General features: G+C 71.7%; 20 protein-coding genes. 6 read left to right on the top strand and 14 right to left on the bottom strand.

The genetic code is table 11. From position 1 onward, the window contains the following. Positions 1-15: 15 nt before the first annotated feature. The 4 genes from AC07B0_RS19780 to AC07B0_RS19765 form a co-directional block, all read right to left on the bottom strand. Complete coding sequence (locus AC07B0_RS19780; RefSeq protein ID WP_478898649.1) at positions 16-1,116, bottom strand: branched-chain amino acid aminotransferase; 1,101 nt, start codon at positions 1,114-1,116, stop codon at positions 16-18. Between the two features lie 229 nt (positions 1,117-1,345). Beyond that, on the bottom strand, positions 1,346-2,386 hold the full coding sequence (locus AC07B0_RS19775) for a 3-isopropylmalate dehydrogenase (protein ID WP_356878256.1): 1,041 nt from the start codon (positions 2,384-2,386) through the stop codon (positions 1,346-1,348). Between the two features lie 174 nt (positions 2,387-2,560). Beyond that, positions 2,561-2,692, bottom strand: coding sequence for a hypothetical protein (locus tag AC07B0_RS19770; protein ID WP_281206921.1), 132 nt, complete (start codon positions 2,690-2,692; stop codon positions 2,561-2,563). A gap of 260 nt (positions 2,693-2,952) precedes the next feature. Continuing rightward, positions 2,953-3,837, bottom strand: a complete 885-nt coding sequence (locus AC07B0_RS19765) for a LysR family transcriptional regulator (protein WP_356878257.1) — start codon at positions 3,835-3,837, stop codon at positions 2,953-2,955. 100 nt (positions 3,838-3,937) lie between these two features. On the opposite strand from AC07B0_RS19765, the gene AC07B0_RS19760 reads away from it, so the two are divergent. Beyond that, on the top strand, positions 3,938-4,951 hold the full coding sequence (locus AC07B0_RS19760) for an NADP-dependent oxidoreductase (RefSeq protein WP_478863253.1): 1,014 nt from the start codon (positions 3,938-3,940) through the stop codon (positions 4,949-4,951). 119 nt (positions 4,952-5,070) lie between these two features. After that, complete coding sequence (locus AC07B0_RS19755; RefSeq protein WP_478898648.1) at positions 5,071-7,101, top strand: phosphocholine-specific phospholipase C; 2,031 nt, start codon at positions 5,071-5,073, stop codon at positions 7,099-7,101. 25 nt (positions 7,102-7,126) lie between these two features. Here AC07B0_RS19755 and AC07B0_RS19750 read toward each other — a convergent pair whose 3' ends face one another. After that, positions 7,127-7,678 carry a GNAT family N-acetyltransferase gene (locus AC07B0_RS19750; protein WP_469381505.1) on the bottom strand — a complete coding sequence of 184 codons (552 nt, stop codon included), beginning with the start codon at positions 7,676-7,678 and terminating at the stop codon, positions 7,127-7,129. After that, positions 7,675-8,406 carry a tyrosine-protein phosphatase gene (locus AC07B0_RS19745; protein WP_478898647.1) on the bottom strand — a complete coding sequence of 244 codons (732 nt, stop codon included), beginning with the start codon at positions 8,404-8,406 and terminating at the stop codon, positions 7,675-7,677. The genes AC07B0_RS19750 and AC07B0_RS19745 overlap by 4 nt, the downstream gene beginning before the upstream one ends. 82 nt (positions 8,407-8,488) lie before the next feature. On the opposite strand from AC07B0_RS19745, the gene AC07B0_RS19740 reads away from it, so the two are divergent. Next, positions 8,489-9,190 (top strand): nitroreductase family protein, encoded by a 702-nt coding sequence (locus tag AC07B0_RS19740; RefSeq protein WP_356878262.1) that lies wholly within the window; start codon positions 8,489-8,491, stop codon positions 9,188-9,190. 115 nt (positions 9,191-9,305) lie between these two features. Here AC07B0_RS19740 and pruA read toward each other — a convergent pair whose 3' ends face one another. Both pruA and AC07B0_RS19730 read right to left on the bottom strand, forming a co-directional pair. After that, positions 9,306-10,937, bottom strand: coding sequence for an L-glutamate gamma-semialdehyde dehydrogenase (gene pruA / locus AC07B0_RS19735; RefSeq protein WP_356878263.1), 1,632 nt, complete (start codon positions 10,935-10,937; stop codon positions 9,306-9,308). Positions 10,938-11,012: 75 nt separating this feature from the next. Further along, positions 11,013-11,939 carry a proline dehydrogenase family protein gene (locus AC07B0_RS19730; RefSeq protein ID WP_356878264.1) on the bottom strand — a complete coding sequence of 309 codons (927 nt, stop codon included), beginning with the start codon at positions 11,937-11,939 and terminating at the stop codon, positions 11,013-11,015. A 199-nt stretch (positions 11,940-12,138) separates the two neighbouring features. On the opposite strand from AC07B0_RS19730, the gene AC07B0_RS19725 reads away from it, so the two are divergent. Continuing rightward, a complete protein-coding gene (locus AC07B0_RS19725) occupies positions 12,139-13,479 on the top strand; it encodes a PucR family transcriptional regulator (RefSeq protein WP_478898646.1) in 1,341 nt (446 codons plus the stop codon). A gap of 50 nt (positions 13,480-13,529) precedes the next feature. Then, positions 13,530-14,279: an NUDIX hydrolase gene (locus AC07B0_RS19720; protein ID WP_478898645.1), complete on the top strand. Its 750-nt coding sequence runs from the start codon at positions 13,530-13,532 to the stop codon at positions 14,277-14,279. 46 nt (positions 14,280-14,325) lie between these two features. Here AC07B0_RS19720 and AC07B0_RS19715 read toward each other — a convergent pair whose 3' ends face one another. Beyond that, positions 14,326-14,895 carry a TetR/AcrR family transcriptional regulator gene (locus AC07B0_RS19715; protein ID WP_356878267.1) on the bottom strand — a complete coding sequence of 190 codons (570 nt, stop codon included), beginning with the start codon at positions 14,893-14,895 and terminating at the stop codon, positions 14,326-14,328. A 102-nt stretch (positions 14,896-14,997) separates the two neighbouring features. Here AC07B0_RS19715 and AC07B0_RS19710 point away from each other — a divergent pair, with 102 nt between their 5' ends. Then, entirely contained in the window at positions 14,998-16,530 is a 1,533-nt protein-coding gene (locus AC07B0_RS19710; protein ID WP_478898644.1) for an MFS transporter, read from the top strand. A gap of 72 nt (positions 16,531-16,602) precedes the next feature. Here the strand turns inward: AC07B0_RS19710 and serA are convergent, their stop codons facing one another. From serA to AC07B0_RS19685, 5 genes are all read right to left on the bottom strand, one after another. After that, positions 16,603-18,192 (bottom strand): phosphoglycerate dehydrogenase, encoded by a 1,590-nt coding sequence (serA, locus tag AC07B0_RS19705; protein WP_356878269.1) that lies wholly within the window; start codon positions 18,190-18,192, stop codon positions 16,603-16,605. Between the two features lie 276 nt (positions 18,193-18,468). Then, complete coding sequence (gene ilvC / locus AC07B0_RS19700) at positions 18,469-19,470, bottom strand: ketol-acid reductoisomerase (RefSeq protein WP_356878270.1); 1,002 nt, start codon at positions 19,468-19,470, stop codon at positions 18,469-18,471. Between the two features lie 116 nt (positions 19,471-19,586). Next, positions 19,587-20,111 (bottom strand): acetolactate synthase small subunit, encoded by a 525-nt coding sequence (ilvN, locus tag AC07B0_RS19695; RefSeq protein WP_351824957.1) that lies wholly within the window; start codon positions 20,109-20,111, stop codon positions 19,587-19,589. A 31-nt stretch (positions 20,112-20,142) separates the two neighbouring features. After that, entirely contained in the window at positions 20,143-22,029 is a 1,887-nt protein-coding gene (locus AC07B0_RS19690) for an acetolactate synthase large subunit (protein WP_356878271.1), read from the bottom strand. Between the two features lie 227 nt (positions 22,030-22,256). Next, entirely contained in the window at positions 22,257-25,130 is a 2,874-nt protein-coding gene (locus tag AC07B0_RS19685) for a putative bifunctional diguanylate cyclase/phosphodiesterase (RefSeq protein WP_478863261.1), read from the bottom strand. Between the last annotated feature and the right edge of the window lie 205 nt (positions 25,131-25,335).

Raw genomic sequence — 25,335 nt, 5'->3', positions numbered from 1 at the left:
GGCGCGCCCGTACGGCTAGCCGAGCGGGTGCATCCAGCCGTGGGCGTCGGCGGCGCGTCCGGTCTGGAGGTCGAGGAGCGCCTTGCGGAGCTCCATCGTGACCTCGCCGGGCTCGCCGTCGCCCTGGATCCAGTCGGCGCGGGCGGACTTGACCGAGCCGACCGGGGTGATGACGGCCGCGGTGCCGCAGGCGAACACCTCGGTGAGGGTGCCGTTCTCGTTGTCGCGCTTCCAGTCCTCGGTGGTGATCCGGCCCTCCTCGGCGGTGTAGCCGAGGTCGCGGGCGATGGTGAGGAGGGAGTCGCGGGTGATGCCCGGCAGCAGCGAGCCGGTGAGCTCCGGGGTGACGATGCGCCGGGTGCCGTCCGCCTCGGTGTACACGAAGTACAGGTTCATGCCGCCCATCTCCTCGATCCAGCGGTGCTCGACGGCGTCGAGCCACACGACCTGGTCGCAGCCGTGGGAGGCGGCCTGGGCCTGGGCGACGAGGGAGGCCGCGTAGTTGCCGCCGGTCTTCGCGGCGCCGGTGCCGCCCTTGACCGCGCGGACGTACTCCTCGGAGAGCCAGACGGAGACGGGCTTCACGCCGCCGGGGAAGTAGGCGCCCGCCGGGGAGGCGATGACCATGAAGAGGAACTCGTTGGCCGGGCGGACGCCCAGGCCGACCTCGGAGGCGAACATGAAGGGCCGCAGGTAGAGGGAGGCCTCACCGGAGTCCGGCACCCAGGCGCAGTCCTGCGCGATGAGGGCGTCGCACGCGGCGATGAACAGGTCCGACGGCAGTTCCGGCATGGCCATGCGGCGGGCGGAGGCCTGGAAGCGCGCGGCGTTGGCCTCGGGGCGGAAGGTGGCCACGCTGCCGTCGGGCTGCTTGTACGCCTTGAGACCCTCGAAGATCGTCTGCGCGTAGTGCAGGGTCATGTTGGCCGGGTCCATCGACAGCGGCGCGTACGGGACGAGCTCGGCGTCGTGCCAGCCGCGGCCCTCGGTCCACTTGATGGTCACCATGTGATCGGTGAAGTGGCGGCCGAAACCGGGGCTGGTCAGGATCGCCTCTCGCTCCGCGTCGGACAGAGGGTTCGAGGAGGGCTTCAGCTCGATCGTGGGCGTCGTCATGAGTGCTTGTCCTTCACCGGTTGGGTAGGGCGGACCGCGCTCACGGCGTACTAGGACGTCCGAGCTTCCCCGTATTCCGCGGCCTCGCGTTCGATTATCGCCCGCGGGCAGGCTTCGGTGAAACGGGGCGTTTGCGGCCCAGGGGAGATGGTGGCACCCGGGGCCGCACAGGAGAAGCCGCCGGGTCCGATGGTCGCGACCCGGCGGCTTCCTGAGGTGGAGCGGCGGGTCAGCCGGCTACTCGCGCGGCGAGGGCGTCGCCGATCGCGTCGGTGGAACGGAAGGTGCCGTCGCGCTCGGCCAGGTCGGCGGAGACCGCGTCCTCGATGCGGACGGCCTGGGCCTCGTAGCCGAGGTGGCGCAGCAGGAGGGCGACGGACAGGATCGTCGCGGTCGGGTCGGCCTTGCCGGTGCCCGCGATGTCCGGGGCCGAACCGTGGACGGGCTCGAACATGGACGGGAAGGCGCCGGTCGGGTTGATGTTCCCGGAGGCGGCGAGGCCGATACCGCCGGTCACGGCCGCGGCCAGGTCGGTGAGGATGTCACCGAAGAGGTTGTCCGTGACGATGACGTCGAAGCGCTCGGGCTGGGTGACGAAGAAGATCGTCGCCGCGTCGACGTGCAGGTAGTCGGTGGTGACCTCGGGGTACTCCTGGCCGACCTTGTCGAAGGTGTTCTTCCACAGGTGGCCCGCGTACACGAGGACGTTGTTCTTGTGGACCAGCGTCAGCTTCTTGCGGGGGCGGGCGTTGGCCCGCTCGTACGCGTCGCGGACGACGCGCTCCACGCCGTAGGCGGTGTTGACGCTGACCTCGGTGGCCACCTCGGCCGGGGTGCCGGTGCGCAGCGAGCCGCCGTTGCCGGTGTACGGGCCTTCGGTGCCCTCGCGGACCACGACGAAGTCGATCTCCGGACGGCCGGCGAGCGGGGTGGCCGTGTTGGGGAAGAGCTTCGAGGGGCGCAGGTTGATGAAGTGGTCGAAGGCGAAGCGGAGCTTCAGCAGCAGACCGCGCTCCAGGACGCCCGACGGGACCGACGGGTCGCCGATGGCGCCCAGCAGGATCGCGTCGTGGTGCTTGAGGGCTTCGAGCTCCGCGTCCGGGAGGGTCTCACCGGTGCGGTGCCAGCGCTGGGCGCCGAGGTCGTATTCCTTGGTCTCCAGCTTCACATCCTGGGGCAGGACCGCGGTAAGGACCTTGAGTCCCTGAGCCACGACTTCCTGGCCGATGCCATCACCGGGGATCACTGCGAGATTGATGCTGGTCGACATGGCGAAACCGTACTCCGTGTCCCAGCCCTCAGACATATCGCGTCCACCATGTGGACCCGTGTGGACGCGACATGTCAGCCGACCAGGGGTGTGAGGGGGAGGTGCCCCGGTGAATCCGGGACACCGGTGGACCCCGGGACCCAGTGGCCTCAGGGGTTCAGTGGTGCAGTGGCCTCAGTGGCCGGTCGAGCCGCCGTTGTCGCGGCGGTCCAGGGCGCGCTGGAGGGCGGCTGCGGCGTTCTTGCGGTCGGCGTCGGCCGGGGAGGAGTGGCGGACGCGGCGGGCTGCGGCGGTGGTGGGGGTCATGGTGATCGACTCCTTGAGATCACGGCGTGGCGGGGCCACGGATGAGGGGTTCCTTCAAGGCGCCGGAAGAGGCGGGGAGCTGGGCGCCGCAGGGGTTGCCTGCCAGGGGCGCGCGCTCTCGACCGCCATTCGCCGGATCGGCGAGACGTTCGGCTCCTACAAAGCTAGGGCAGGTCCGGCTGTATGTCTCCGCAATTACTCGGACTTCCTACTATCTGAGACGCGGAACCCCCGAAATGGACCTCCTCACGACTCCGTTTTCAGACCGTCTCAGCCTTGAGTTCCCTGATCAGAGCGCGAATGGCGAGGGTTGCCGCGGATTCCGGTGTGGTGACGTATCCCACCTGCCTCACCGGCCCCGATGGGCCCAGGCCGACGGTCTCCACGGCGTCCGTGGCCTCGCGCAGCGAGAGCTCGGGCAGGATCGCCATGCCCAGGCCCCGGCCGACCATGGTCAGCACCATCGCGTCGTCCTCCGCCTTCACCGTCGCCGATGGGATCCAGTCCTGGGACCGCCACCACTCGCGGGTGTAGGAGCCGCAGTTCTCGTCCCAGTCCAGCAGGGGCAGCGCCTTCGGGTCCGGGTGTCCGGCGGGGTGCACCAGCGCGTACGTCTCCCGGGCGAGCACCCCGCTCAGCAGGCCGGGCGGTACGGAACTCCCCGGGCCCAGCGTCGCGATGCCCAGGTCGGCGCGCCCCGCGGCGACCTCCCCCGCGGTTCCGGCGCCGAGTTCGCGCACCACCCGCACCTCGGGCCGGATCCCGGGGTGCCGGGCGGTCAGGCGCGCCAGCGCGGGCGGCAGCAGGTGCAGGGCCGCGCTGCGGAAGGCGGCGATGCGCAGGACCCCGGCCGCCGCGTCCCGCCCGGCCCCGCTCCGGCCGGCGGCGCGCGCCTCCGCGCCCAGTACCTCGTACAGCCGCAGGATGCGCCGGCCGAGGGCGACAGCCCGCTCCCCCGCCGGGGTGGGCGCGGCCCCGGTCCGGCCGCGCTCGAAGAGCACCGCGCCGACCTTGGCCTCGCTGCCGCGCACCGCGTGCGAGACGGCCGACTGGCCGATCCCGAGCCGGGCGGCCGCGGCGGTGAAGCCGCCCGTCTCGGCGACGGCGACCAGGATCCGCAGTTCCTGCGGGAGGAGTTCGGCCACGGGGCCCTCACCTCGTTCTATGAGCGGGATTCATGGAAGGACGGCTGTCATGAACGCAACCCCCTGCCCGGCCGGGAGATTCCTTCCTAGCGTCTGGGCCATGACCACGCAGACCGCTCTCGCCGTCCACCAGACCGCCCGCCCCTCCGGCTTCCCCTCGGCCGGCGACTTCGCCTTCGTCGAGTTCCCCGTCCCGGAGCCGGCCCCCGGGACCGCGCTGGTGGAGAACCTGCTGCTCTCGGTGGACCCGTACCACCGGGGCCTGATGGACGGCGGCGAGGACGGCTTCGCCCTGGGCGCCCCGCTGGAGGGCCGCTCCGTGGGCCGCGTCGTGGCCTCCCGCGATCCGGGCCTCGCCGAGGGCGACCTCGTCTTCCACCGCGCGGGCTGGCGCACCCACGCGCTGGTCACCCTCGGGAGCGACGGCACCCGCAGGCTGCCGGGCCACGAGGGCGTCCCGCTGGAGGCGTACCTGTCGGTCCTCGGCGGCACCGGCCTGACCGCGTACGCCGCCCTCACCCGCACCGCCGCCCTGCGGCCGGGCGAGGACCTCTTCGTCTCCGCCGCCGCGGGCGGGGTCGGCACCGCCACCGGGCACATCGCCCGGCTGCTCGGCGCCCGCCGGATCATCGGCAGCGCGGGCTCGGCGGCCAAGGTCCGCCACCTCACGGAGCACCTCGGCTTCGACGCGGCCTTCGACTACCACGACGGGCCGGTGGGCGAGCAGCTGGCGAAGGCCGCGCCGGACGGGATCGACGTCTACGTGGACAACGTCGGCGGGGAGCACCTGGAGGGCGCGATCGACGCCCTGCGCGAGTTCGGGCGGATCGCCTGGGTCGGTGCGATCTCGATGTACAACGGCGACCGGTCACCGGCCGCGCCCCGCAACCTCTTCGAGGTCGTACACAAGTCGCTGCGCCTGGAAGGGGTATTGGTTCGCCATCACACCAATCTCCAGGAGGAGCTGGAGGCCCTCCTCGTGCCTCATCTGCGCAGTGGCCGGATCGGTACCGATACCACCGTTGTGCAGGGGTTCGAGCACACGGTGGACGCCTTCCTGGGCATGCTCCGGGGGGAGAACCTGGGCAAGATGCTCGTCCGCACCGGCGGCTGATTCCGGCCACCCGGAAGTTCACCGACTTCTTACCGCACGGATGTAGACCTTTGGACCCGGCGCCGTCACTCTTGCCGTCAATGTGCCAGCGGGGCACTTGAGTTGGAGGCGGGCAGCCAGTGACACCGATCAGCCGCAGAGGATTCGTGGGAATCGGCGCCGGGCTCGTGGCGGGGGCGACCCTGCCCTCGGTCGGGCCGGCGTCGGCGGCCGCGGCCGCCGCGACCGGCACGATCACCGACGTGAAGCACGTGGTGGTCCTGATGCAGGAGAACCGCAGCTTCGACCACTACTTCGGCAGGCTGAAGGGCGTACGAGGCTTCGCCGACCGCGCCGCGGGCAACATCCCGGGCGGCTGGGGCACCTTCAACCAGCCCAACTGGGGCGGCCGCCAGTACCCGTGGAAGCTGTCCGCCACCCCGCCCGCGGGCGGCGCCGACAGCGAGACCCTGGCCCAGTGCACCGGCGACCTCCCGCACAGCTGGACCTCGCAGCACGCCGCCTGGAACACGGGCCGGATGGACAACTGGGTCACCGGTGTCGGCAACGCGCGCACCCTCGGCTACCTGGACCGCAAGGACATTCCGTTCCACTACGGTCTCGCCGACCACTACACGGTCTGCGACGCCTACTTCTGCTCCGCCCTCAGCGCCACCGGCCCCAACCGCACCTTCCTGTGGAGCGGCCGGATCGACGCCTCCAGCAAGGACGGCGGCGACGAGTCCGGCCTGACCTGGGAGACGTACGCGGAGGCCCTCCAGCGGGCCGGCATGAGCTGGAAGGTCTACCAGAACGCCCAGGACAACTACGGGGACAACGGTCTGGCCTACTTCAAGAACTTCACGGACGCGGCCCCCGGCAACCCGCTGTACGACCGGGGCATGAGCTCGGTGCCGCGCGTCACCGGCTCCACCCCGGACGACATCGCGGCCGCCATCCGCGCCGACGTCGTGGCCGGCACCCTGCCGCAGGTGTCCTGGGTCGTGGCGAACGAGGCCTTCTCGGAGCACCCCTACGCCCCGCCCGGCGACGGCGCCCACTTCGTGGACCTGGTCTACCGGGCGCTCGCCGCGAACCCGGAGGTCTTCGACTCCACCGTCCTGTTCCTCAACTACGACGAGAACGACGGGTTCTTCGACCACGTCCCGCCGCCGGTCGCCCCGCCCGGCACCCCCGACGAGTACCTCGACGGCGCCCCCATAGGCCTCGGCTTCCGCGTCCCGATGCTCGTGATGTCCCCCTGGACGCGGGGCGGCTGGGTCAGCTCGGAGGTCTTCGACCACACCTCGGTGCTGCGGTTCATGGAGACCTGGACCGCGGCCCTCGGCACCCCGGCCGCCTGCCCGAACATCAGCGCCTGGCGCCGCAAGGTCGTCGGCGACCTGACCGGGGTCTTCGACTTCGCCCGCCCCGTCTACGGGGTCCCCGCCGGGCTCCCCTCGACCGCCAAGGTCATCGGGCAGGCGACCTGCGGCCCGCTCCCCAACCCGGTGCCGCAGGACAACGCCCTGCCCGCGCAGGAGACGGGCACGCGCCCGGCCCGCACCCTGCCCTACCAGGTGAACGGCAACCTGGACCGGCTGGAGTTCGGGGCCGCCGGCCAGATCGTGGCCTGGTTCTCGATGACCAACCAGGGCGCCCAGGCGAAGCGGGCGGCGCACTTCTCGATCCACCCCCACCAGCACCGGGACACGGCCGCCTGGCAGTACACGGTGGACCCGGGAGCCGCCACGTCCGACTACTTCCACATCGGGCTCGGGCACGGCTCCGGCAAGTACGACATCTCGATGTACGGCCCGAACCGCTTCCTGCGCCGCTTCATCGGCGACGCGGCGAAGCCGGGCAAGTCGCTGGAGGTCGCGGCCCGCTTCGCGGTCGAGCCGGGCACCGGCAAGACGGCGATCTGGTTCAAGATGACGAACGCCTCCGCCGCGCCGGTCACCTTCACCGTCCGCTCCAACGCATACCGCACGGACGGCCCGTGGACGTACACCGTCCCGGCGGGTTCCTCGCGCGAGGACTGGTTCAACGCGGTGGCCTACAACAAGGGCTGGTACGACTTCACGGTCCTGGCCGACTCCGACGGCACCTGGTCCCGCCGCTACACGGGCCACATCGAGACGGGCGCGCCCAGCGTCTCGGGGTCGTAGCGGCGGCGTCCGGCGGTCCCCCGGCCTACAGGACGTCCCCGTCCCGCCAGTCGAAGTCGAGCCGCCCGGCCGGGTCCGGCGGGACGCCGCCGGGCGGCGTCCACACGTAGGTGGAGCCCTCCTCGTCGGGCAGCCGCTCGGGGCCGGCCGGTCCGAGTACCCCGATCGGGCCGGGGTGCGGGCGCCAGCCGCGGCCCTCGTACAGGGCGGCCCCGGCCTCCGACGCGGACAGCGCGCCCAGGACGTAGGCATCGCCGATCACGCGTTCCAGGGCCGCCATGACCTGCCCGGCGAGCCCGCGCCGGCGCCGGTCGGCCCGGACGGCCACGGCCTCGACGTAGCCGGTGCGCAGGGCCCGGCCCCGGTGCAGCACCCGGCGCTGCACGACGCTGCCGTGCGCGACGAGCGGCCCGCCCGGGCCGCCCTCGCGGAGCAGGACGTGCAGGCCGCCGAGGGCGTGCTCGAAGTCCTCGTCGGCGAAGTCCCCGTCGAAGGCGGCGTCGAGCAGGGCCCGGATCTCGCGCGGCTCACCGGGTCCGAGCTGGGCGGTGTGGGCCAGGGTCAGGGTGACGGTCATGCCGGGACCGTACCAACGCCCCCGAGCCGCCCGCGCAGCCTTTCCCGTTCGGCACCGGTCAGCCCGGCCGCGCGCAGGTAGGCCTCCGCGTCCAGCCGTCCGGCGGCGTCCTCCGCGAGGGCGTGCACGGTGGTGCCGAGTCCCGAGACGTGCTCCTCGATCTCCGAGGAGTCGTACGGGCGGCCCTGCGCCGCGTACCGGGCGCGCACCCGCGGCTCGCTCAGCCCGTGGTCGTCGGCGACCTCCCGCGGGGTCGCGCCCGCCAGCCGCAGCAGGACGAGGGCGACGATCCCGGTGCGGTCGCGGCCCAGGCCGCAGTGGAAGGCGACGCCTCCGGGCGCGGCCCCGGCGACGGCGCGGGCGACGGCCGCCACGCGGTCGGGGAAGCGCTCCAGGAAAGGCCGGAAATACGCGGGGGTGCCGAAGCCCGGAGTGCCCCACCACACGTCCCAGAAGTCCCGGTGCTCGATGCCGTCGAGGGGGATCCGCAGGGTCGTCAGGCCGGCCGGGCGCGGGGCGTGGTCCACCCCCCTCTCGTCGTCGTTGCGCAGGTCGACGACGGTCCGCACGCCGTGCGCGGCCAGTGCGGTCCAGCCGCGTGCGGTGAGCCCGTCGAGGCTGTCGGCCCGTACGAGGGCCCCCGGCGGGAGGGTTCCCAGCCCGCCGAGGTCGCGGGCGTTGAAGCAGCCCTCCCAGTCCACGAATCGACCGACGTTCGCCACGGTCATAGCCCCCCTGTCAGTACACAACGGACAATGGTTCATGACGTGACCCTGGCATCAGGCGGTTGCGCGGCCCGAAGATCTGCCCATGTCGCCAACTACGCAGCAGTGGACGCCCACCCACGGCCAGCCCTACCGGCCCGTCGCCTACAGGCCCGCGCGCATGCCGAGCCGGGAATCCCTCGCCCGCGCGGCGGAACTGAGGCAACGGATGGACGAGCGGCGCACGGTCCGCCACTTCTCCCCCGATCCGGTCCCCGACCAGGTCGTCCGCGACGCCATCGCCTGCGCCGCCACCGCCCCCTCCGGAGCCCATCAGCAGCCGTGGACGTTCGTCCTGGTCAAGGACCCGGCCATCCGCCGGCAGATCCGGGCCGCCGCCGAACAGGAGGAGCAGATCTCCTACGACGGCCGCCTGGGCGACGAGTGGCTCGCCGCCCTGCGCCCCATCGGCACGGACGCCGTGAAGACCCACCTCACCGACGCGCCCGCGCTGATCGTGGTGTTCCAGCAGCGCTACTGGCTCGGCCCGGACGGTACGAAGCGCAAGCACTACTACGTGGACGAGTCGGTCGGCATCGCGGTCGGCATGCTGCTGTCCGCCCTGCACCTCAGCGGCCTCGCCGCACTGATCCACACGCCGAGCCCGATGCGCTTCCTCGGGCACGTCCTGAACCGCCCCGAGAACGAGAAGGCCTTCGCGGTGCTGCCGGTCGGCTACCCCGCCGACGACTGCGAGGTTCCCGACCTCGTCCGCAAGTCCCTGGAGCAGGTCATGGTCGAGGTCTGAACGCCCGGCGCCGCCCCGTGGGACCGTCCGGGCGGAGCCGCCTGGAAATTGGAACCGCCCCCGCTCCGGACTTGGGGGTACCGGAGCGGGGGCGGGGTTCAGCCGTGGGCCGTGATCAGCCCATGTGGGGGTAGCCGTACTCGGTCGGCGGGACCAGGGTCTCCTTGATGGAGCGGGTCGAGGTCCAGCGCAGCAGGTTCGAGGCCGCGCCGGCCTTGTCGTTCGTGCCCGAGGCACGGCCGCCGCCGAAGGGCTGCTGGCCGACGACGGCGCCGGTCGACTTGTCGTTGATGTAGAAGTTGCCCGCCGCGAAGCGGAGCTTCTCCATCGTGTCGGCGGCCGCGTAGCGGTCCTGCGCGATGACGGCGCCGGTCAGGGCGTACGCCGAGACGCTCTCCATCTGCGCGAGCATCTCGTCGTACTTGTCGTCCTCGTAGACGTGGACCGCGAGGATCGGGCCGAAGTACTCGGTCGTGAAGACCTCGTTCTCCGGGTCGGTGCAGGCGATGACGGTCGGGCGGACGAAGTAGCCCTCCGTGTCGTCGTAGGTGCCGCCCGCGACGATCGTGCAGGTCGGGTCGGCCTTCGCACGGTCGATCGCGGCCTTGTTCTTCGCGAAGGAACGCTCGTCGATGACCGCGCCGATGAAGTTGGTCAGGTCGCGGACGTCACCCATGGCGATGCCGTCGACCTCGGCCGCGAACTGCTCCTTGAAGCCGTCGTTCCAGATCGAGGCCGGAACGTAGGCGCGCGAGGAGGCCGAGCACTTCTGGCCCTGGAACTCGAAGGAGCCGCGGGTCAGGGCGGTCTTCAGGATGCCGCGGTCCGCGGACGGGTGCGCGACGACGAAGTCCTTGCCGCCGGTCTCGCCGACCAGACGCGGGTAGGAGCGGTACTTCTCGATGTTGTTGCCGACCGTCTTCCACAGGTACTGGAAGGTCTTGGTCGAGCCGGTGAAGTGGATGCCGGCCAGCTCGGGGTGGTTCAGGGCCACCTCGGAGACGGCGATGCCGTCACCGGTCACCAGGTTGATGACGCCCTTGGGCAGGCCGGCCGCCTCCAGGAGCTCCATCAGCAGGACGGCGGAGTGCGTCTGCGTCGGGGACGGCTTCCACACGACCACGTTGCCCATGAGGGCCGGGGCGGTCGGCAGGTTGCCGGCGATAGCCGTGAAGTTGAACGGCGTGATCGCGTAGACGAAGCCCTCCAGCGGGCGGTGGTCGCTGCGGTTCCACACGCCCGCGGAGTTCGCGGCCGGCTGCTCGGCGAGGATCTGCCGGGCGAAGTGGACGTTGAAGCGCCAGAAGTCGACGAGCTCGCAGGGAGTGTCGATCTCCGCCTGCTGGGCGGTCTTGGACTGGCCCAGCATGGTGGACGCGGCCAGCTTCTCGCGCCACGGGCCGGCCAGCAGCTCGGCGGCGCGCAGGATGATCGCGGCACGGTCGTCGAAGTCCATCGCGCGCCAGGCCGGGGCGGCGGCCAGGGCGGCGTCGACGGCCTCCTGGGCGTCGGCCTCGGTGGCGTTGGCGTAGGTGCCGATGACGGACTTGTGGTCGTGCGGCTGGACCACGTCGAAGCGCTCGCCGCCGCCCATCCGCTTGACGCCGCCGATCGTCATCGGCAGGTCGATGGGGTTCTCGGACAGCTGCTTGAGCTGGATCTCGAGGCGCGCGCGCTCCGCGCTGCCGGGGGCGTACGAGTGAACCGGCTCGTTGACCGGCGCGGGGACCTGGGTCACAGCATCCATGGGGCTGGTAACTCCTTGAGCTAGTGGGGTGCCTAGTTCGGGGGTGCCTAGTTCGGGGGTGCCTAGTTCGGGGTGCTAGTTCTTGGTGATCATCGAGCGGAGGAAGAACAGCAGGTTGGCCGGCTTCTCCGCGAGGCGGCGCATGAAGTATCCGTACCAGTCCGTGCCGTACGCCGTGTAGACGCGCATCCGGTGGCCCTCGGCGGCGAGCCGCAGGTGCTCCTCGCTGCGGATGCCGTAGAGCATCTGGAACTCGTACTCGTCCAGTTTGCGCCCGGCCTGCCGGGCGAGCTCCTGCGCGATCGCGATGAGGCGCGGGTCGTGGGACCCGATCATCGGGTAGCCCTCGCCCTCCATCAGGATCTTCATGATCCGGACGTACGCCCTGTCGATCTCGGCCTTGTCCTGGTAGGCGACCTCGGCGGGCTCCTTGTAGGCGCCCTTCACGATCCGGACGCGGCTGCCGGCGGCGGCCAGGCGGCGGGCGTCGGCCTCCGTGCGGAAGAGGTAGGCCTGGATCACGCAGCCGGTCTGCGGGAAGTCGCGGCGCAGCTCCTCGTGGATGGCGAACATCGAGTCGAGGGTGGTGTGGTCCTCGGCGTCGAGGGTCACGGTGGTGCCGATCGCGGCGGCGGCCTCGACCACGGGGCGGACGTTGGCGAGGGCCAGCTCGTGACCGCCCTCCAGGGCCTGGCCGAACATCGACAGCTTGACCGACATCTCGACGGTCTCGCCCAGGCCGAGCTCGGCGAGGCGCTCGATCAGCTGGAGGTAGGCGTCACGGGCGGCGTGGGACTGCTCCACGGCGGTGATGTCCTCACCAACGACGTCGAGGGTGACCTCCAGGCCCTTCCGCGTGAGTTCCTCGACGATCGGGATGACCTGGTCGACCGTCTCACCGGGGATGAACCGGTTCACCACGGGCTTGGTCACCGGGGCGGCAGAGACGATTCGGCGCATCTTGTCGCTGCGCGAGGCGGCGAGGATCGCGGGACCCAGCACGGGGCACCTCCAACGGGTGGCAGAAGCGGACGTACGGTCCGTCGCCGGAGGGGCGGGGGCCGTAAGGAAAACGCAAGTAAAACCACCGTGAAACCTAAGGATCCTCACGATCCTCTGCCATCGACAGCTGTCACGCATCCGTGGCCCGGATCTCATACATCTGTCTGAAGGGGCGGTCCGGGGGTGGGAGAATGTCCGGGTGAAGGACGATTACCAGGACCTGGTGGACGAGATCTCGGCGCTCCTCGGCGCCCCGGCGACGCTGGAGAACCGGGACTTCCGCCTGATCGCCTTCGGCGCGCACGACAGCGACGGTGACGGCGGCGAGCTCGTCCTGGACCCGGTCCGGACCCGGTCGATCCTGACCCGGCAGTCGACCTCCGCCGTCCGCGCCTGGTTCGAGGGCTTCGGCATCGCCCGCGCGACGGGTCCCGTGCGCATCCCGGCGGCGCCGGACGCGGGGGTGTTCCGGGGGCGGCTCTGCCTGCCGGTGCGGTACCGGGGGATCGTGCACGGGTACGTGTGGCTCCTCGACCGGGAGGGTCCCGACGGCGGGGACTCCGGCCCGGGGCCGCAGGCGCTGGCGGCGGCCATGGAGGTGGCCGAGCGGATCGGTGTGCTGCTCGCGCAGGAGGCGAAGGCGGGCGCCGACCTGTCGCGGGAGTTCCTCGCGGTCCTCGGCGCCGGGCGGGGCTGGCAGCAGGACATGGCGGTGGCCGCGCTCCGGGTCGCCCTCGGGCCGGCCGGGGAGGGCCCGCACACGGTGCTCTGCGTGACGCCGTGGGCCGGGGAGGCCCCCCAGTCGGTGCCGGGGGCGGCGGCGGTGTGCGTGGTCCCCGCGGAGCCCGGCGGCGCCGGCGGGCGGCTCGCGGCGCTGGTCCGGATGCGCGGGACGGACGCCCTGGCCCCGGCCCTGACGGCCCTGGGCCGGCTGATGCCGCGCACGGCGGCCCCGGCGGCCCCTCCCGCTGCGGCGGCCCCGCCGTCACCGGGGCGGGGGCCCGCCGGGGTCCGGCCCGGTGCGGCGCCCGGCAGACCCCCCGCGGCTTCCGCGCCCGGCGTCCCGTCCACCGCTACGGCCGGGGCCATGACGGCGGCGGCGTCCGGGCAGGGCGCCGCTCCCGACCTGACCGCCGGCGTCTCCGACCCCGTCCGGGCACTCGCGGAGCTGCCGGCCGCGTGGGAGCAGGCCACCGCCGCGGCCCGGGCGGCCGCCGCCCAGCCGCGGCTGGGCCCCGTGGCCCAGTGGTCGGCGATCGGCCCGTACCGGATGCTCGCCGCCCTGGCCGCCGACCCGGTGGACGACCCCGCGGCCCGGACCCTGCTCGGGCCGGCCCACCGTGAACTCGCCCGCACCGCCGAGGTGTTCCTCGACTGCGCCGGCCAGGCGGGCCGCGCGGCGGCGGCCCTCGGGGTCCACCGGCAGACCTTGTACTACCGCCTCGGCAAGGTCGAGCAGCTGACCGGCCTCGACCTCGACGAGGGCGAGGACCGCCTCCTCCTCCACATGGCCATCAAGGCCTCCCGCCTCCACCACTGACCGCCTCCCCCCGGCCCGCTCCCCGCGCATCGCCGTGACACCCTGACCGGGTGACGGACCCTCACCCCCGCTCTCGCGTCGAGTTCCTGGACCCCCACCGCCTCCGGCTGGCCGAAAGCCGGACCCCGTGGGTGTCGCCCGCGGAAGTCCGCGCCGTGGACCGGCTCTGGGAGGAGACGGTCGCCCGCCGGCCGCACCACTTCGACGGCCCGCTGGTCGCCTGCCTGCGGCTGGAGCGGCAGGAGCGGGGGCTGCTCCTCTCCTGGGCGAGGTCGACGTACCGGTACCGGGCCCTGCGGCGGATCCGGGCGGCCGGCGAACGGGTTCCGTCGTCGGTGTTCGTGACCGTCCTCCAGCCGACGCGCACCGGGGAGCTGGTGGTGGGACGGGGCTCGGCGTCCACCGCCGCCCCCGGCCGCTGGCAACTGCCGGGCGGCTCGGCCGAACCTCCCCCGGAGGGCGAGCCACTGGGCCTGGACCTCCTGCGCCGGCACGCCGCCCGCGAACTGGCCGAGGAGACGGGGGTGGAGGCTCCGCCCGGGGAGCTCTCCCTGTGGGGCGTCACCCGGGGCGCGCGGGGAAACATCGGCTTCCACTTCCTTGCCGCGCAGCGCCCGGCCCCCCTGCTGCGCGCCCGCTTCGCCGCCGCGGCCGCGTCCGAGAGGGCCGCGGGCCGGGAACCCGAACTGGACCGGATCGCCCTGGTCCGGGCCGGCGCCGGGCCGGCGGAACTCGGCGGCCCGTGCGTGGACTACCTGGACGCGGTCCTGCGCCGGCACGCCCGCCGGGAGGCCACCTAGTGCCGTGACCGGAAAGGTCCACCGGGTCGCGACGCCCGGCACGGCACTAGGCGTTGAAGCCTCGGGCCACCTGTCGCATGCCCTCGGTGAACTCCTCCGGGGTGGCGGCGGTCCCGGGGTCGAAGAGCCACTGGATCATCAGGCCGTTGAGCAGCGCCTGGTAGACGGCGCCGGCGGTACGGACCTCGCGTTCGGTGATGTCCTCCTCCGGGACGCCCGTCATCATCGAGATCAGGCCCTTGCGCCCCTCGCCCTGCGAGGTGGCGAGCATGGCCCGCAGTTCCGGCAGCCGGTCGCGGCTGAGGGCGACTTCCAGGCTGGCCGCCCAGATGGGCGCCGACTCCTCGTGCCGGTCCAGGACGCCCTCGAAGAGCGCCCGGAAGCGCTCCGGGGTGCCGGCCTCCCCGCCGAGTCCGGCCTGGAAGCCCGCGCCCCACTCCTCCATGAGGGCGATGAACGCCTGGGTGAGCAGGGCGTCCTTGGAGCCGTAGTGGTAGCCGATGGACGCCAGGTTGGTTCCCGAGGCACTGACGATGTCGCGTGCGGTGGTCCGCACGAACCCCTTCTCGGCCAGGCACTTCTTCGCGCCTTCGAGCAGGTCTTCACGATGTCCCATGCCGCCACCGTAGCAAGACGGCCGTCCCAGACAGAAGTTCCAGACAACCGTTTCATACATCCGTCATAGACAGACGTTTATGACGGATGTACATTCCTTCCCATGACGAACCCCACCGCCCCGCCGCGCCTCGCCGGCCGTCGCGAATGGACCGCCTTCGCCGTCCTCGTGCTGCCCCTGCTCCTCGTCTCGATGGACGTGTCCGTCCTGTACTTCGCCATCCCGGCCATCACCCGCGAACTCGCCCCGAGCGCCTCCCAGCAGCTCTGGATCTTCGACAGCTACGCCTTCGCCCTCTCCGGACTGCTGATCACGATGGGTTCGCTGGGTGACCGCATCGGCCGCCGCAAGCTGCTGCTCATCGGCGCCGCCGCCTTCGGGCTCGCCTCCGTCGCCGCCGCGTACGCCACCAGCGCCGAGATGCTCATCGCGGCCCGCGTGCTGCTCGGCGTCGGCGGCGCGACCCTGATGCCGTCCACGCTGGCCCTCGTACGCAACCTCTTCCGGGACGACGCCCAGCGCGGCAAGGCCATCGCGATCTGGTCCGGCGCCATGACCGGCGGCATCGCCCTCGGCTCGGTGCTGAGCGGCGTGATGCTGAACCACTTCCACTGGGGCTCGGTCTTCCTGATCAACGTGCCCGCGATGCTGCTCCTGCTGGTCCTGGTCCCGGTGCTGGTCCCGGAGTTCAAGGACCCGGCCCCCGGCCGCTTCGACCTGGTGAGCGTCCCGCTGTCGACGGCCGCCGTCCTGCCGGTGGTGTACGGCCTCAAGGAGATCGCCGCCGAGGGCTTCGAGCCCCTCTACCTGGGCTGCCTCGCCGTCGGACTGGCCTTCGCGTACGTCTTCGTCCGCCGCCAGCGCGCCCGGACCGACGCGATGATCGGCCGGGCCCTGTTCCGGGGCCGCGGTTTCGGGGCGGGCATCGGCCTCAACACCATCGCCGCCTTCGCCATGATGGGCTCGGCCTACTTCACCACCCAGTACCTTCAGTCCGTCCTCGGCATGGGCACCCTGGAGGCGGCCCTGTGGAGCCTCGCCCCCTCGCTGTTCATCGGCGCCGCCGCCCCGGTCGGCGCCGCCCTGGCCCGCAAGACCGACCGCGCCCACGTCATCACCGGCGGCTTCGTCCTCGCCGCCGCCGGGTTCGCCCTGATCGCGCTGGTCGGCACCGACTCCCTCTGGCTGCTGCTGGCCGGCGCCGGAGTACTGGCCTCCGGGATCGTCACCGTGATGTCCCTGGTCTCCGACATGGCCCTGGCCGCCGCCCCCGCCGAGAAGGCCGGTTCGGCCGCCTCCCTGCTGGAGACGGGCCAGGAGTTCGGCGGCGCGCTCAGCATGGCCCTGCTGGGCAGCCTCGGCACCGCGGTCTACCGCAGCGACCTGCCCGGTACGGAGCCTGCGGTACGGGAGACCCTGGGCGGCGCGGTGGCCGCCGCCGGGCAGCTCGGCGGCGACGCCGGCGGGCAGCTGCTCACCCTGGCCCGCGAGGCGTTCGTCCACGGCATGCAGTACGCGGCCTGGGGAGGGGCGGTCCTGCTGCTCGGGGCGGCCGTACTCACCACGGTCCTGCTGCGGGGATCCGGCGCCGCCGCTCCCGCCCCGGCCGGACCTCCCCCGGTCCCGGCCCGCTGAGCCGCGCGGCGGCGGGGTACGCGAAAGGGCCCGGGGTGCGTACCCCGGGCCCTTCGCTTGGTTCGGTTCGGCTCAGCCGAGGTTGACCGTACGGGCCGAAGCGGCGCCGATCTCGGCCGAGATGGACGCGAGGACGTCCACCGGGACCTCCGCGTCGACGGTGAGGACGACGAGCGCCTCCCCACCCTCCTCGGCACGGGCGACCTGCATGCCCGCGATGTTCAGACCGGCCTCGCCGAGCAGCTGCCCGACCTTGCCGACGACGCCGGGGCGGTCGGTGTAGCGCAGCACGATCATGTGGTCGGCCAGGGCCAGGTCCACGTCGTACTCGCCGACGCCCACGATCTTCTGGAGGTGCTTCGGGCCCGCCAGGGTGCCGGAGACCGACACTTCCTGACCGTCCGACAGGGTGCCGCGGACGGTCACCACGTTGCGGTGGTCCGGGGACTCCGAGCTGGTGGTGAGGCGGACCTCGACACCGCGCTCCTGCGCGAACAGCGGGGCGTTGACGTAGGAGACCGTCTCGTCGACGACGTCCTCGAAGACGCCCTTGAGCGCGGAGAGTTCCAGCACCTTGACGTCGTGCTGGGTGATCTCGCCGCAGACCTCGACGTCGAGGCGGACCGCGACCTCGCCCGCGAGCGCGGTGAAGATGCGGCCGAGCTTCTCGGCGAGCGGCAGGCCCGGACGGACGTCCTCGGCGATGACGCCGCCCTGGACGTTGACCGCGTCCGGGACGAGCTCACCGGCGAGCGCGAGGCGCACCGACTTGGCGACCGAGATGCCGGCCTTCTCCTGCGCCTCGTCCGTGGACGCGCCGAGGTGCGGGGTGCAGACGACCTGGTCGAGCTCGAAGAGCGGGGAGTCCGTGCAGGGCTCCTTCGCGTAGACGTCGAGACCGGCGCCGGCGACGCGGCCCTCCTTGATGGCCGCGTACAGGGCGGCCTCGTCCACGATCCCGCCGCGCGCGGCGTTGACGATGCGGACGGACGGCTTCACCTTGTGCAGGGCCTCGTCCCCGATGAGACCGAGGGTCTCGGGGGTCTTGGGCAGGTGCACGGTGATGAAGTCGGCGACTTCCAGGAGCTCGTCCAGCGTGAGCATCTTGACGCCCATCTGGGCGGCGCGAGCGGGCTGCACGTAGGGGTCGTACGCGACGATCTTCATGCCGAACGCCGACATGCGCTGGGCGACCAGGACGCCGATGCGGCCGAGGCCGACGACACCGAGGGTCTTCTCGCTGAGCTCGACGCCCGTGTACTTGTTCCGCTTCCACTCGCCGTTCTTCAGGGCGGTGTTGGCCTGCGGGATGTTGCGGGCCGTGGCGACGAGCAGGCCGCAGGCCAGCTCGGCGGCGGTGACGATGTTGGAGGTCGGCGCGTTGACGACCATCACGCCCGCCTTGGTGGCGGAGGAGACGTCGACGTTGTCCAGGCCGACACCGGCGCGGGCGACGACCTTCAGCTTCTTGGCGGCGGCGATGGCCTCGGCGTCCACCTTCGTGGCGGAGCGGACCAGGATCGCGTCGACGTCGACGATCGCGGGCAGCAGCTCGGCGCGGTCCGCGCCGTTGACGTGCCGGATCTCGAAGTCCGGACCGAGGGCGTCCACCGTTGCGGGCGACAGCTCTTCGGCGATGAGTACGACAGGTTTCGAGCTCACGTGGGTCATCCTCACAAGTCCAGTGCGGACGGCCGTCCCGACGGCCGCAGGCGTGGAGGGGGTAGCCGCGTGGAAGACGCACGACACTGTGGGCCTGACGCGTTGTGTTGAGCAGTGTAGTAGCGGATCCGGTGCGGAATTCCGCCTGTACGGAAGGATCACCCGTCCGAGATTGGCCGGGGTGGACAATCCGTGCCGTGCAAGGCCTGTTTTCCGGCCGGGCCGGTGGTGTGCGGCGGGGCCGGGACGCGTGTCCCGGCCCCGCCGCGCACGGGATCAGCTCTCGTCGCTGTCGACCCAGCTCATCAGCTTGCGCAGCTTCTTGCCGGTGGTCTCCAGCAGGTGGGCCTCGTCGGCCTTCTTGTACTCGTTGTACTTCGGCAGACCCGCCTTGTACTCGGCCATCCAGGTGTTCGCGAACTCGCCGCTCTGGATCTCCGCGAGGACCTTCTTCATCTCGGCCTTGGTGGCGTCGGTGATGACGCGCGGGCCGGTGATGTAGTCGCCCCACTCGGCGGTCTCGGAGACCGACCAGCGCATCTTCTCCAGGCCGCCCTCGTACATGAGGTCGACGATGAGCTTCAGCTCGTGGAGGCACTCGAAGTAGGCGATCTCCGGCTGGTAGCCGGCCTCGGTCAGGGTCTCGAAACCGGCCTTGACCAGGGCGGAGGCGCCACCGCAGAGGACGGCCTGCTCACCGAACAGGTCGGTCTCGGTCTCCTCGGTGAAGGTGGTCTTGATGACGCCGGCGCGGGTGCCGCCGATGCCGGCCGCGTACGACAGCGCGAGCGCGAAGGCGGAACCGGTGAAGTCCTGCTCGACGGCGGCGATGCAGGGCACGCCGCGGCCTTCCTCGTACTGGCGGCGGACGAGGTGGCCCGGGCCCTTCGGGGCGACCAGGGCGACGTCCACGTTGGTCGGGGGCTTGATGAAGCCGTAGCGGACGTTGAAGCCGTGGCCGAAGAAGAGCGCGTCGCCCTCCTCCAGGTGGTCCTTGATGGACTCCTCGTAGATCTCGGCCTGGAGCGGGTCCGGGGTCAGGATCATGATGACGTTCGCCCATGCGGCGGCCTCGGCCACGGGGACGACCTTCAGGCCCTGCTCCTCGGCCTTGGCCTTGGACTTCGAGCCCTCCTTGAGGCCGACGACGACGTCGACGCCGGAGTCACGGAGCGACAGCGCGTGGGCGTGGCCCTGGCTGCCGTATCCGATGACCGCGACCTTGCGGCCCTGGATGATGGACAGGTCGGCGTCGTTCTCGTAGAACAGCTCGGCCACTGGGATATCTCCTTGGTGCGCTGATGTTGCACCCACCGTACGGCGGGGAACGGAATCTGAGTTTGCCGGTCTCGCGATGCGAGCGGGGCGTGTCGGGCGGGAGGGTGTCCGGCCGGTCAGGCGCTGCGGTCGAGCGAGCGCAGGCTGCGGTCCGTGATGGACCGGCCGCCACGCCCTATGGCGATCGTGCCGGACTGGACGAGTTCCTTGATGCCGAACGGCTCCAGCATCTTGAGCATCGCGCCGAGCTTGTCGGTGCCGCCGGTGGCCTCGATGGTGACGGCGTCCGGGGACACGTCGACGGTCTTGGCGCGGAACAGCTGGACGATCTCGACGATCTGCGAGCGCGTCTCGTTGTCGGCGCGGACCTTCACCAGGACGAGTTCGCGCTCGATGGCGTTGTGCGGCTCCAGCTCGACGATCTTGAGCACGTTGACCAGCTTGTTCAGCTGCTTGGTCACCTGCTCCAGCGGGAGGTCCTCGACGTTCACGACGATGGTGATGCGCGAGATGTCGGGGTGCTCGGTGACGCCGACGGCGAGGGAGTCGATGTTGAACCCGCGGCGGGAGAACAGGGCGGCGATCCGGGCGAGGATGCCGGGCGTGTTCTCGACCAGGACGGAGAGCGTGTGCTTGGACATGTGGGGCGTTCTCTCTCTCGGCTCTCTCGGCTCAGTCGTCTTCGTTGTCGCCGAAATCGGGGCGGACGCCCCGGGCTGCCAGGACCTCGTCGTTGGAGGTGCCGGCGGCGACCATCGGCCACACCATGGCGTCCTCGTGGACGATGAAGTCGATCACGACGGGCCGGTCGTTGATCGCGTTGGCCTCGGCGATGACCTTGTCCAGGTCCGCCGGGTCCTCGCAGCGCAGCGCGACGCAGCCCATGGCCTCGGACAGCTTGACGAAGTCCGGGACGCGGGTGCCCTGGCGGGGGGCGCTGGACTCTCCGAGCTGGGAGCCCACCGTGTCGTGGCCGGTGTCGTCGGCGTGCAGCACGGTGTTGGAGTAGCGCTGGTTGTAGAAGAGCGTCTGCCACTGGCGGACCATGCCCAGGGCGCCGTTGTTGATGATGGCGACCTTGATCGGGATGTTGTTCAGCGCGCAGGTGGCCAGTTCCTGATTGGTCATCTGGAAGCAGCCGTCGCCGTCGATCGCCCAGACGGGGCGGTCCGGCATGCCGACCTTGGCGCCCATCGCGGCGGGGACCGCGTAGCCCATGGTTCCGGCGCCGCCGGAGTTCAGCCAGGTGCGGGGCTCCTCGTACTTGACGAAGTGGGAGGCCCACATCTGGTGCTGGCCGACGCCGGCCGTGAAGATCGTGCCCTGCGGCGCCAGCGCGCCGATCCGCTCGATGACCTGCTGCGGGGAGAGCGAACCGTCCTCGGGCAGGTCGTAGCCCAGGGGGTAGGTCTCGCGCCAGCGGTTGAGGTCGTTCCACCAGGCGCTGTAGTCGCCGGTGTTGCCCTCGGTGTGCTCGGCCTGGACCGCCTGGATCAGGTCGGCGATGACCTCGCGGGCGTCACCGACGATCGGGACGTCGACCTCGCGGTTCTTGCCGATCTCCGCCGGGTCGATGTCCGCGTGGATGACCTTGGCGAAGGGGGCGAAGCTGTCGAGCTTGCCGGTGACGCGGTCGTCGAAGCGGGTGCCGAGCGCGATGAGCAGGTCGGACTTCTGCAGCGCGGTGACGCCGGTGACGCTGCCGTGCATGCCCGGCATGCCGACGTGCAGCGGGTGGCTGTCGGGGAAGGAGCCCAGGGCCATCAGGGTGGTACAGACCGGGACCCCGGTCAGCTCGGCGAGGACCTTCAGCTCGGCCGTGGCACCGGACTTCATGACGCCGCCGCCGACGTACAGGACCGGGCGCTTGGCCGCGGCGATGAGCTTGGCGGCCTCGCGGATCTGCTTGGCGTGCGGCTTGGTGACCGGCCGGTAGCCCGGCAGGTCCATGGCCGGCGGCCAGGAGAAGGTGGTCTTCGCCTGGAGGGCGTCCTTGGCGATGTCGACGAGGACCGGGCCGGGGCGGCCGCTGGCGGCGATGTGGAAGGCCTCGGCGATGGTCTTCGCGATGTCACCGGCCTTGGTGACCAGGAAGTTGTGCTTGGTGATGGGCATCGTGATGCCGACGATGTCCGCCTCCTGGAAGGCGTCCGTGCCGATCGCCTTGGAGGAGACCTGGCCGGTGATGGCGACGAGCGGGACGGAGTCCATGTGCGCGTCGGCGATCGGGGTGACCAGGTTGGTGGCGCCCGGGCCGGAGGTGGCCATGCAGACGCCGACCTTGCCGGTCGCCTGGGCGTAGCCGGTGGCGGCGTGGCCGGCCCCCTGCTCGTGGCGGACCAGGATGTGACGGACCTTCTTGCTGTCCATCATCGGGTCGTAGGCGGGGAGGATGCAGCCGCCCGGGATGCCGAAGACGGTGTCGCACCCCACCTCTTCGAGAGAGCGGATGAGGGACTGCGCACCCGTGACGTGCTCAACTGCGGTGGACTGCTGTCCACCCGTACGGGGCCGCGGCTGCGGATGGTGGGCCCCGGTGGCCTGCTCGGTCATCGGCATTCTCTTCTCGAAGCTGAGGGTTTTACGAGGAGCGGGGGTCCCCCGGATCGGGTCCGGGGGCGTGTGCCAGTGCAACAAAAAACCCCTCGTGCCAGGTGGCAAGCGAGGGGAGCGCGTCGGGGGTGTTGAGCGGGGACATGCAGGTCCCAGCTTCAGCCGACGCGCTTTCCAAGTACGAGAATTCGGGTGCGCATGGCACTGACCCTCCCTCCGGCGGGAGGTGGATGTCAAGTGGGTGGGACGGGCGTCTCATTATGTGAGCCTCTACGGATGACCATCGAACCGGCGGACGAGCCTCCGGCCAAGGCCGGCTGGGCCGTACCGCCCGGTACTGGGAACGTACCGCGCACGAGCGCGCGCCGCAGCCTGTATTCGTCGAGCGGGCCGGAGAACGCCGCTCCCTGGCCGTGGGTGCACCCCATGGCCCGCAGGGCCGTCACCTGTTCGGGGAGGTCGACGCCGTCGGCCACGGACTGCATGCCCAGGTCGTTTGCGATCCGCAACAGGCCGGCGGTGATCTTGTGGAGCCGGGCGGACTCGACCACGCCCTCGACCAGGCCCCGGTCCAGCTTGAGCAGGTCCACCGGCAGGCGCCGGAGGGCGCTGATGGCCGCGTAACCGCTGCCGAACCCGTCCAGGGCGATGCGTACGCCGAGCCGGTGCAGGGCCGTCAGGCGGCGCTCCAGCTCGTCGAACGGCACTCTCGGGTCGGAGGCGGCCAGTTCCAGTACGAGCGCGCCGGAGGGCAGTCCGTGGCGGGACAGCAGCGCCTCCACGGAGCCGCGCGGCATGGACCGGTCCAGCAGCCGCTGGGCGGTCATCCGGACGGCCACTGGTACGTCGTGACCGGCCCGGTGGCGCTCGGCGGCCTGCTCCACGGCCTCTTCCAGGAGCCAGCGGCCCAGTTCGGCGGTGCGGGCCGCGTCCTGCCCGGGCCCGCCGGCCTCACTGTGTTCGGCCACCCGGAGGAATTCGGCCGGGGTGAAGAGGATCCCCTGGGCGGAGCGCCAGCGGGCCTGGGCGGCCACGGCCGTGACCTCCCCTGAGACGAGCGAGACCACGGGCTGGTGCAAGAGGGTGAACTCCCCCTCGTGGAGCGCGGTGCGCAGCCGGCCGGCGAGCTCCGCCTTGCGGACGACCTCGGCCTGCATCTGCGGGGCGTACAGCTCGACGCGGTCCTTGCCGCCGGCCTTGGCCCGGTACATGGCGAGGTCGGCGTTGCGCATGAGGTCCGAAGGGGTGATGCCGGGGTCGGCGAAGGCGACGCCGATGCTGGCGGCGACCCGGACCTCGCTGCCAGCGATCCGGTAGGGCTGGGAGAGCGTGGTGCGCAGCCGGTCGGCGATCTCGTGGACCTGGTACTCGCGGGCGCTGCGGTCGCGGCTGCCGTCGCCCAGGATCAGCGCGGCGAACTCGTCCCCGCCGAGGCGGGCGGCGGTGTCCCCGGCGCGGACGGCGGCCTGGAGCCGGTGCGCGGCCTCGATGAGCAGCTCGTCGCCGGCCTGGTGGCCGATGGTGTCGTTGACCGCCTTGAAGCCGTCGAGGTCGATGAAGAGCACGGCGGTGCTGTGGTCCCCGGAGCGGCGGCCGGTGAGGGCCTGGCGGACCCGGCGGGTGAACAGCGCCCGGTTGGGCAGGTCGGTCAGCGGGTCGTGTTCGGCGCTGTGCTGGAGCTGGGCCTGGAGGCGGACCCGCTCGGTGACGTCCCGGCTGTTGAGGATGAGCCCGCCCTGGTGCCGGTTGACGGTGGACTCCACGTTGAGCCACTCGCCGCTGCCCGATCTGAACCGGCACTCGATGCGGGTGGTGGGTTCCTCGGCCGGCTGGGCGGCGAGGAAGCGGCGCACCTCGTGGACCACCTGGCCGAGGTCGTCGGGGTGGATGAGGGTGGCGAGCTCGCTGCCGACCAGTTCCTCCGCCTCGCGGCCGTAGACGCCGGCGGCGGCGGGGCTGACGTACCGCAGGGTTCCGGTGGGCGCGGCGATCATGATGACGTCGCTGGAGCCCTGGACCAGGGAGCGGAAGTGGTTCTCCTTCTGGGCCAGTTCCTGCGTCAGCGCGATGTTGTCGAGGAGCATGATGCCCTGGCGGATGACGAGGGCCAGGACGACGGTGCAGCCGGTGAAGACGACCACGCGGTCGACCTTCCGGCCGTCCACGACGTTGTAGAGGATCCCGAGGGTGCAGACGGCCGCGGCGAGGTACGGGGTGAGGGCGGGCAGCGAGCCGGTGATCGGGCGGCTGTGGGGCCGCTCGGCGCGCGGGGGCCCGGGCCGGCCGGCCGGTTCGGCCCGGCGGGCGCCCCAGGGCGCGTAGGCGAGCAGGAGGGAGCCGGCGAACCAGCCGGCGTCGAGGATCTCGCCGGAGCGGTAGGTCGTGTTCAGCAGCGGGGAGGTGAACAGCGCGTCGCTGAGGACGGTCAGGGCGAGGGCCGCGATGGCCGTGTTGACCGCGGAGCGGTTGTTCGCCGAGCGGCGGAAGTGCAGCACCAGGACCATCGAGACCAGGGCGATGTCGAGGAGCGGGTACGCGAGCGAGAGCGCGGCGCGCGGGACGCTGCCGGGTGCGCCCGACTGGGCGGTGCGGGCGGCGTTGGCGAGGGCCAGGCTCCAGGACAGGGTCAGGAGCGAGCCGCCGATGAGCCAGGAGTCGAGCCCGAGGCAGACCCAGCCGGCGCGGGTGACCGGGCGTTTGGCCAGGACGAGGAGGCCCACGATGGCGGGCGGTGCGAAGCAGAGGAAGGCGAAGTCGGCGAGGGAGGGTTCGGGCACCTCCTGGCCGAGGATGACCTCGTACCAGCCCCAGATCGCGTTGCCGATGGCGCCCATCAGCGAGGAGAAGGCGAACATCAGCCAGGCGGGGCGTTCGCGGCGGTCGATCGTCCGCGCGTAGTGGTAGCAGGAGACCGCGGCGAGTAAGCCCGCCGTGCTGAGCCCGAAGTCGCCCATGACCTTGGCGACGTCCTTCGACCCCCAGCCGAGGGCGGCGCCGACGGCGTACCCGCCGCTGACCACCGCGAGGAGGAGCTGCGCCGCCAGTCCCCTGCCGCCGCCGTCGGCGACGGGGGGCCGGGTGAGGAGCGCCGCCCCCGGGGTGCTCACCGGTCCCCCTCGCTGGCTTGTTTCGGCGCACCCCATCGTCGCCTCCGGCGGCTCTGCCGCGTCGGATCCTTCGTCCATTGGCCGTGCATCGCCCGTCGCCCCCCAAATGGTCCGATCACTCCCCAGCGCAGACGAACGCGCCGCAGCCCCTTGTTCCGGACGATACACCACTTTCGTCACTCAGCGACATAGCTTCTCTACTCTC

It is taken from the genome of Streptomyces sp. NPDC044704 (assembly GCF_056433525.1).
Note: the sequence above shows the minus strand (reverse complement) of the source record. Positions and strands in the feature narration are given on the sequence as shown.

Bases quoted from the DNA above. Each gene is read 5' to 3' on its own strand.
- AC07B0_RS19780 (WP_478898649.1), bottom strand. From the start codon at position 1,116: ATGACGACGCCCACGATCGAGCTGAAGCCCTCCTCGAACCCTCTGTCC.
- AC07B0_RS19775 (WP_356878256.1), bottom strand. From the start codon at position 2,386: ATGTCGACCAGCATCAATCTCGCAGTGATCCCCGGTGATGGCATCGGC.
- AC07B0_RS19770 (WP_281206921.1), bottom strand. From the start codon at position 2,692: ATGACCCCCACCACCGCCGCAGCCCGCCGCGTCCGCCACTCCTCCCCG.
- AC07B0_RS19760 (WP_478863253.1), top strand. From the start codon at position 3,938: ATGACCACGCAGACCGCTCTCGCCGTCCACCAGACCGCCCGCCCCTCC.
- AC07B0_RS19750 (WP_469381505.1), bottom strand. From the start codon at position 7,678: ATGACCGTCACCCTGACCCTGGCCCACACCGCCCAGCTCGGACCCGGT.
- AC07B0_RS19745 (WP_478898647.1), bottom strand. From the start codon at position 8,406: ATGACCGTGGCGAACGTCGGTCGATTCGTGGACTGGGAGGGCTGCTTC.
- AC07B0_RS19740 (WP_356878262.1), top strand. From the start codon at position 8,489: ATGTCGCCAACTACGCAGCAGTGGACGCCCACCCACGGCCAGCCCTAC.
- pruA (WP_356878263.1), bottom strand. From the start codon at position 10,937: ATGGATGCTGTGACCCAGGTCCCCGCGCCGGTCAACGAGCCGGTTCAC.
- AC07B0_RS19715 (WP_356878267.1), bottom strand. From the start codon at position 14,895: ATGGGACATCGTGAAGACCTGCTCGAAGGCGCGAAGAAGTGCCTGGCC.
- AC07B0_RS19710 (WP_478898644.1), top strand. From the start codon at position 14,998: ATGACGAACCCCACCGCCCCGCCGCGCCTCGCCGGCCGTCGCGAATGG.
- ilvN (WP_351824957.1), bottom strand. From the start codon at position 20,111: ATGTCCAAGCACACGCTCTCCGTCCTGGTCGAGAACACGCCCGGCATC.
- AC07B0_RS19690 (WP_356878271.1), bottom strand. From the start codon at position 22,029: ATGCCGATGACCGAGCAGGCCACCGGGGCCCACCATCCGCAGCCGCGG.